This is a genomic window from Microcoleus sp. LAD1_D3 (assembly GCF_036702135.1).
Taxonomy (GTDB): domain Bacteria; phylum Cyanobacteriota; class Cyanobacteriia; order Cyanobacteriales; family Microcoleaceae; genus Microcoleus.
In genome coordinates this window covers 21,193-28,990 of record NZ_JAUBSB010000010.1, presented here as the reverse complement: position 1 = coordinate 28,990, position 7,798 = coordinate 21,193, and the positions used below count along the sequence as shown (strand labels likewise).

The window sequence follows — 7,798 nt, the reverse complement described above, 5'->3', positions numbered from 1 at the left end:
TCCGACGCCGACACCGACAACTGATACTCCCACGCCGACACCGACAACTGGTACTCCGACGCCGACACCAACAACTGGTACTCCGACGCCGACACCGACAACTGGTACTCCGACGCCGACAACTGGTACTCCGACGCCGACACCGACAACTGGTACTCCGACGCCGACGCCGACAACTGGTACTCCCACGCCGACAACTGGTACTCCCACGCCGACACCGACAACTGGCACTCCGACGCCAACGCCAACAACTGGCACTCCGACGCCAACACCACCGACACCTGGTGGCACCATCGACACACAGAAGAATTGGTGCGGCGTAGAAGCTGGATTGGATAAACTTGAGAAAATTCTTGACGACCAATTACAGGCAGTTAACCTACCCATTGTCGGCCCGCTCAAAAACATTTCCCCAGATTTTATTGGCAACTTCAAGACTAAGTTAATCGATACGATTAAAAATCAGGGAAATCAAAGTCTGAGTCAGTTAGAAAGTAGCCTCCGCACTGCACTTGGATCGACTTTCAATGTTGCTCTAACTGGGACTTCTAGTGCTGATGAAAGTACCTTGCTAATTACTCTTGGCAAGCAATATCAGTTTCCCGATATCAATCTCTCTAAAAACTTAGGAGTGCCGGCATTAAGCTTAGATGTAGATGGAAAAGCCAAATCAAAATACAACTTCAACTTGTCCCTGGGAGTTGGTGTTAGTAAAGATTTTGGCTGCTACATAGATACTGACCAAACTAAGTTAACCGCCAACCTTGACTTGAGCCTAAATGACCAATTCAAGGCAAAAGGCAACTTAGGTTTTTTCCAAGTTGACTTGGCAAACGATGCCAAAAACCCGACTAAAGTCGATGCCAACCTTGAAGTCAAGCTCAATGACTTAGACAATCTGGGTGGCCCGAATGATGGAGCTCGCCTCACCTTGCCAGAACTGCAAGGTAACTATCAGTTTAAAGACTTATTCAATGCCAACTTAACGAGCAATGCTAATCTCGGTCTCACAGCAAAAACCAGCATCAACGGCAATGCTGCATTCCCCTCGTATAACTTCGACTTAGCAGTTAATTGGCCCATCCTAAATTACGCTAACGGTCAATTAACCGGACCGCAAAAACCCACCGTTGCATTTAACAATATGCAACTTGATTTGGGGACATTTGTCAATAATTTTGCCAAACCAATTGTCGGTAAAATTTCTGATGTAATTAAACCATTTCGACCCGTTATTAACTTTCTGAATTCCGACACTAAGTTACTGTCTAAACTAGGTATAGCAGGGCCGTTTGATAAAAATGGGGATGGCAAAGTCAGCGTACTAGAACTGGCAGCAAAAATCTCTGGGCGCGATATCGATACTCGCTTTTTAGATGCGGTTGCCAAGGTTGATAAAGTTGTTGATTTGGCAAACCAAATAGCAAACTCTCCCGATAAAATCGACTTTGGTTCCTACACTCTGGGGAATATAGATGTTGCCGATCAAAGTGCTAACCTTCAGAATGCTTCCCCGATCCCAACGACTGCTGTACAGCAAACAGCCAACCAACAAATTAACTCCAAAACAAGCGGCAAGGTCAAGGAGTTCTTAAATGCCTTAAAAGATATTGATGGCTTTGATATCCCACTCTTGACCAAACCGGAAACCGCGATTCAATTGCTGATAGGTAAACCGGATGTTCCGGTATTCACCTATCAGATGCCCAAACTGGGATTTGACTTTAATCTTAGGCAAGATTTTCCGATTTTTGGGCCACTCAAAGGTTTACTTGAAGGCAAGTTTAGTGCTTCAGCTCATCTAGGATTTGGGTACGATACCTACGGATTAGACCAGTGGAAAAAGTCTAATTTTGCTGCGGACTCTGCTAGCAAAGTTTTGGATGGATTTTATGTGAGCGATCGCGAAAATGCTGACGGTACAGGGTCAGATGTTGACGAACTCAGTCTTGACGCTAGTATTGCCGTGGGTGCAGGGATAGATGTTGGCATTGCCGAGGGCTATGTCAAAGGTGGAATTCAAGGAAAAGTCGGCATTGACTTAATAGATATCGGAGAATTCCAACCGAAACAAGGTGGCGACGGCAAAATCCGAACATCGGAAATTACTTCCCGCATCAGCAAACCCTCGGAACTGTTTGATGTAACAGGACAAGTTAATGCTTTCTTGGGTGCTCAAGTTAAGTCCATTTCAGTCAAATTCTGTGATAAAAGTTTCAAAGTATTTGGGAAGCGCTTCAGTATATCTTATCCTTGTGGATTAGATTACAAAACAGTCTACGATAATAACTTTGCCACATTTGAGTTAGCTAAGTTTAGTTTGGGGCCGAGTTCTAGCACTAGGGGTAGAGCAATTAACGGTTACATGGCCGGGGCGACAGTCTTCTTCGATGCCAACTTTAATGGAGTTCAGGATGACAACGAACCGTTCTCAATTACTAACGCAGATGGCAGCTTTGACTTAGATGTCTCTCTTGACCAATTCGACAAAAATAACAGCGGCGACCTCGAACCGGATGAAGGCAAAATTGTACTCATAGATGGCATCAATACCTCTACTTATTTGCCGCAGCAAACCCCCCTATTTGCCACACCAGATGCTACAGTAGTTACTCCGTTAACTACCCTATTGACCGAGTTAATCGAGCAAGGTACTGACCCTAATCAGGCGCAAATTCAGGTAAAATCGGCACTGGGAGTGTCGTCAGCAATTGACTTGACTAGCTACGACCCGCTAGAGGCAATTACTCAAAACGACCCGAACGGTTTGGCGGTTTATGCAGCACACGCTCAGGTGCAAAATACCATTGTTTTAGTCACAGATTTAATTAGCGGTGCTTCAAATACCGCGAAAGATGAGATTGCCTCTAGCGTAATTTCTACCGTTGCCAATCAAATTCAATCTGGCACTCTCGACTTAAGCAATTCCACACAAGTGCAAGCGATTATTGAATCGGCAACGAGTCAACTGCAAGTACCGCAACTCTCTAGTATTGCTTCGGATGCTGCCCAAATTATTGCCGAGGGAAATCAGCGAATTAGTGATCTCGTATCCAGCAATTCCTCGCCCTCAGATGCCGCGACAGAAATCGCCCGCATCCAAAAAGTCGCACAAGGAGAATTAGCCCAAGATTTACTGCAAGTCGCAGCCGGAAATAAAACGATTCAGTCGGCGATTTCCGAAAATACTGGTGCATCTCTAACTACCAAAATTCAGTCGGCGACAGCTAACAATCCAACAGTCCGCAATACTTTAGATACAGATGACTCCAGTACACCATCTACACCCGAAGAACCTTTCCCAGAAAGCGGTATAGAATTCGTTAAAGATGGGGAAAATACTACCGAAAGCACAGATGGCGATGATACCATTATGGGAAGTGCTAGCGATGATATATTGCGCGGTAAAAAAGGCAATGACTTGCTCTTTGGCCTTGATGGCAATGATTGGATGAATGGCAATCAGGGGAACGACTTAACAGATGGTGGAATTGGTGACGATACTCTCTACGGCGGAAAGGGTTTTGATACCTTGACAGGAGGCGCCGGCAATGACTTCCTTTCTGGCAATCGAGGTGAAGATATCCTGATTGGTGAAAAGGGCGACGATACCCTCTACGGCGGTCAAGGCAATGATATTCTGCTAGGAGGTCAGGGTAACGATTTCCTCAGTGGCGATTTGGGCGATGATACCTTAGTAGGGGATGTAGGGAGCGATCGCTTCTTATTATCTACCAATTCTGGTATTGATACTATTGCTGACTTTGAAGTCGGTCAAGACTTGTTAGTATTGGGTAACGGGTTGAGTTTCTCGCAATTGGCAATTGCTCAAGATAGCGGTTCGACTTTAATCCGGTTTGCACAAACTGGGGAGATTTTAGCTTCTCTGGCCGGAGTTTCGGCTAGCAGTATTAGTGCTGCTAATTTCGGATTGATTTAAAGGTTCGTAATGAGGACTAAAGTCCTTATTATTCTTCAGTCTCTTAGATACGGACTTCGTTTGTCTCTATTCGGTTTCAACCGCTGACTATCAAGGCCTTGATCCCTCCTAACCCCCCTTAAAAAGGGGAGTAGGGGGTGGGACAAGAATCTTCTCAAAGTCAACCCCTACTCCCCTTCTTAAGGGGGATTTAGGGGGATCTGGCCTCGGCGGTAAACGAGAGATAAAGAGGGTTTTAGACTTAAGTTGACACCAATAGCCTAAACCGTATTACTTACAAATCAGCACCGCTGATATCGCATTCCCGGTAACTGCGAAACTAATCCCAACAATTCCAACTGCAAAAGTATACTAGAAACTGCTCCTGCTTCTAATCCAGACGCTTCTACAATTGTATCAAAAGAAATCGGCCCAGATACGATCGCACTTAACACCTTAGCCAATTCCGGCTCCAACGGCGGCCCTTGCTTTTCAACCGTCGGATTTGGGGGAAATAGCGACAACTGCTCGGCTCTATCCAATTTTGGCATAGCTCCGAGCATTTCCAACAACCTGTCTTCGCTTAAGAGTCGATCGCTACTCGGCAGAATCGGATGAGCACCTTTACTCAGCAACTCCAAACACCCAAACGAACGCTCATCATCCAATCTTGCCGTCAAAACATACACATCCCGGCAAAAATCATTCGCTTGATAAGCAGTAATTAACGCCCCCGATTTGTGCGGAGCTTCTATCACTATTGTAGCCCGGCTTAACCCAGCAATTATGCGATTTCGGCGCGGAAAATTAGTTCTATTCGGTTGAGTGCCGGCCGGATATTCGCTAATTACCAATCCCTGCTGCAAAATGCGATCGCACAACCTCTCATTTTGTTTAGGATATACAATATCTACTCCCGTCCCCACCACTGCAAAAGTCCTTCCTCCCGCCTCCAAACAGCCTGTATGAGCCTCTGTATCAATGCCTGCAGCCAATCCCGAAACCACCGTAAAACCGCTTCTAGCTAAAGCCGTACTAATTTTGCGAGTCCACCTTCTGCCGTATTCCGAAGGGCTACGAGTACCAACCATTGCCACCGTCGGCGTAATTCCTTGATTCTCTTTGCGATCGACATTACCACGATAATACAACACTGGTGGCGGATTGGGAATTTCCAATAATAAGCGGGGATAATCTGGATCTGCCGGCGTCCAAAAACAGGGATTTTTTATAAGATGTTTTTCGATAAATTCTTCAGGATTGAGTTTAGTGCGTTCTTGCACAACGGTTTCAATTATCTGCTTGCCGAACCCTTCGATTCGGATCAAATCTACTGATTTTGCCGCCCAAGCTTCTGCCAAACTATTGAAATGTTGGTGCAATCTTTGCAATAAAATTGGCCCGATACCGTTAATCTGCGACCATGCTAACCAGTAAGCGCGTTCTTCTACCAACGAGTTGCCCTCAACTTATCTGAGAATAATTTTATCATTTTTGGTTAAATTATAGTAAGGAAACGGCAGTGCCGTTTCCTGTATTTCTTGGGTAGGGAAACGGCGCTGCCGTTTCCTGTATTTCCACAGATGCCCGGGTAGGGAAACGGCACTGCCGTGTCCTATATTTCCACAGATTTAAAACTGCTATATAAATGTTTTTTTACGAACCACGAAGGCGCTAAGAACGCGAAGGGAATTAAGAGGGAGGTTGACAATTACTGGCTAAGCTTTCCAATCAACGAAACGGGCATAAATATAAGCAATAATTTCTCCGATTACTGTCCGAAAACCTTCGCTCGATTTCCACCATTCTTGTGGGTTGTAATCTTGGGTTTCCGCCGCAATAATCCCGACTTTAATTTCAGGATTCAGCACTTCTTTAAATACAATCCAACTTCTGCGGGCGTGAGGGCCAAAAGAATAAAGATTAATTGACTCAACTTTTAGGGCAGAAGCAGCCAGCCAATCTCGAAGGGCGATCGCAGAAGCAGCCGTGCGGTGTTTGACAACACTCGCTGCTGGTACAGCTACTACTTTGTTTTTATCAAATCCTAGCGCAATACAAGTCGCGGCAGTCAGTTCGGCATAATTTTTATATTCAGCGAGATAGTAGCCTTTACTTAAAGGAACTCCTGTGGTAATTAATTGGCGGTATTCACCTTTTTTGAATTCAGCGATCGCACTTTCGATCGCATAATCCGGCAACCAGCCTTCGACAACCAATATATCGGCTTTAATCGGCGCATTTACCGCCAAAAATGGATGGATATTTGTGATAATTAAGAGCATTGCAATTATTAATCCCATCAGAGCAATTACCCAACCTTCTCTGGTAATTGCCCACATTTCTCGGCGGCGCATTAGACTTATTTTGATTTTGAGTTTTCGCAGTCTGGCAAAATTCATACAGCAGATATTTAAGGAAGAAGGAAGAAAGCTCTTCTTCCTTCTTCTATGCTATTGGTGTTTCAGATACTCAAAAACGCTTTTATCCCCGATATCCTGCGGCATGGGTTGAAAAAACTTACGCACAGCAAATATGATAAACAAAGCGGCCCAAATAGCCAGCAAAAATTGTTCATTTTCCGCTGACAAAAAACCGAAAATATGTCCTAAAAGTAAGAGAGGAACTCCCGGAGTCAAAAATTTGGTTTCTAGGCGGTTGAAGCAGAAAGCTTCTTTAAAATAAATGCCATTTAAGGCGGCAAAAGTAAAGCCAATTCCCCACAACGTGGCTGGATGTTCGTACACTGTTAAAGCTAAGGGTTCGCTGCTTTGTACAGCGACAAACAGTGCTGCCGCGCCGCCGATCGCCCAAAACGCCTGTAGTGTTCGGTGTAGCGCAATCATGTAAATGTGAATAGTTGCCAAGCTGACGCCTAAAGCTATCCAGAAACAAGCAAAAATAGGTGTTACAGCTTGGATTGCAATCGGGTTGTCGCCCTGTTGCAACACCAGAGTAGTGCCGATCGCAAAACACAGCGCCGCCACCCCCAATCCAGCGCGGTAAATCAACACTCCCGTGCGATCGTTTTGAGTAATCGTAAACTCGCCAAATTGTCCTTGATAGACTGGCGATTCATCAGGCGATTTCAGTAGTTGCATTACACCTTCCTCCTATTAGACACGAATGTACTTCTGCCAAGATATACTTTATTGATAAACCGATCCAGCGAGACCGAGCGATGCCTAAATTTAACAAGCCTAAACTTAACCAGCCTAAAGTTAACAAGTCTAAAGTTAACAAACCTAAATTGGACGATCGCCCCGATCAAAGCAAATCCCTTCCTTCACAATCCGAACTTCCTCCAGTTCAGCTTGATGAAACCATTGTAGCAGGCAGAAGACCGAAACCGATCAACGACTTTCAGCACCTGCTGGAGGAATTATCCGAATTGAGATCGGGGTTCGATCCAGAAATGTTAGCGCATATCGACAAAAATCTCCCATTTAATACCAAGCAATTTGAAACTAAAATCAGCAAAATTTTGGGTTCTAAAAATATTGATGGTACTCTGAAAAATTCATTCAAATATCTAGAGTACATCAAGCAAAATATTCAACTTCCCTGCCACGTTACCGGCATAGAAGAGTTTGAATGGGAGGAAGAATATACAAGGGGTTATGGCAGCAAAAAAGAATATGCAAGACTCAAAAAAACTCAACCTTCTTATACTGATAGATTCACAATTAATCGGTTAGATGATTTTGTGATTCAGGAAGAAGGCATATTTGTGGAAGTGCAGCGCGTCGGCGATCGCCAAAAGTTTATGTTGCCTTTATTCGAGTTAGAATCAGTTGATGCAAGTTCCCCAAACAATCAGTTACTAGATGATTATGCTGTGTGGTTTGTCAATTATTAAGGAAGTCGGGGAAGAGGGAG

5 protein-coding genes are annotated in these 7,798 nt (G+C 44.6%); 2 read left to right on the top strand and 3 right to left on the bottom strand.

Annotation, left to right across the window (positions count from 1 at the left end):
* On the top strand, window positions 1-3,940 hold a 3,940-nt coding region (locus tag QUA74_RS08225), incomplete at its 5' end, for a calcium-binding protein (protein ID WP_333326883.1).
* Between the two features lie 281 nt (window positions 3,941-4,221).
* On the opposite strand, the gene dprA is transcribed toward QUA74_RS08225, so the two are convergent.
* The 3 genes from dprA to QUA74_RS08210 form a co-directional block, all read right to left on the bottom strand.
* Window positions 4,222-5,373: a DNA-processing protein DprA gene (gene dprA / locus QUA74_RS08220; protein ID WP_333326881.1), complete on the bottom strand. Its 1,152-nt coding sequence runs from the start codon at window positions 5,371-5,373 to the stop codon at window positions 4,222-4,224.
* Window positions 5,374-5,637: 264 nt separating this feature from the next.
* Window positions 5,638-6,321: a YdcF family protein gene (locus tag QUA74_RS08215; RefSeq protein WP_333326879.1), complete on the bottom strand. Its 684-nt coding sequence runs from the start codon at window positions 6,319-6,321 to the stop codon at window positions 5,638-5,640.
* A gap of 51 nt (window positions 6,322-6,372) precedes the next feature.
* On the bottom strand, window positions 6,373-7,020 hold the full coding sequence (locus QUA74_RS08210) for a DUF2301 domain-containing membrane protein (RefSeq protein WP_333326877.1): 648 nt from the start codon (window positions 7,018-7,020) through the stop codon (window positions 6,373-6,375).
* An 80-nt stretch (window positions 7,021-7,100) separates the two neighbouring features.
* Here QUA74_RS08210 and QUA74_RS08205 point away from each other — a divergent pair, with 80 nt between their 5' ends.
* The gene (locus tag QUA74_RS08205) at window positions 7,101-7,778 is read left to right on the top strand and encodes a calcium-binding protein (protein WP_333326875.1); all 678 of its coding nucleotides are present in this window, start codon (window positions 7,101-7,103) and stop codon (window positions 7,776-7,778) included.
* The last annotated feature ends 20 nt before the right edge of the window (window positions 7,779-7,798 follow it).

What these genes read in the sequence shown, in the direction of transcription:
- QUA74_RS08215 (WP_333326879.1), bottom strand. Translation starts at nt 6,321, where the DNA reads ATGAATTTTGCCAGACTGCGAAAACTCAAAATCAAAATAAGTCTAATG.
- QUA74_RS08210 (WP_333326877.1), bottom strand. Translation starts at nt 7,020, where the DNA reads ATGCAACTACTGAAATCGCCTGATGAATCGCCAGTCTATCAAGGACAA.
- QUA74_RS08205 (WP_333326875.1), top strand. Translation starts at nt 7,101, where the DNA reads ATGCCTAAATTTAACAAGCCTAAACTTAACCAGCCTAAAGTTAACAAG.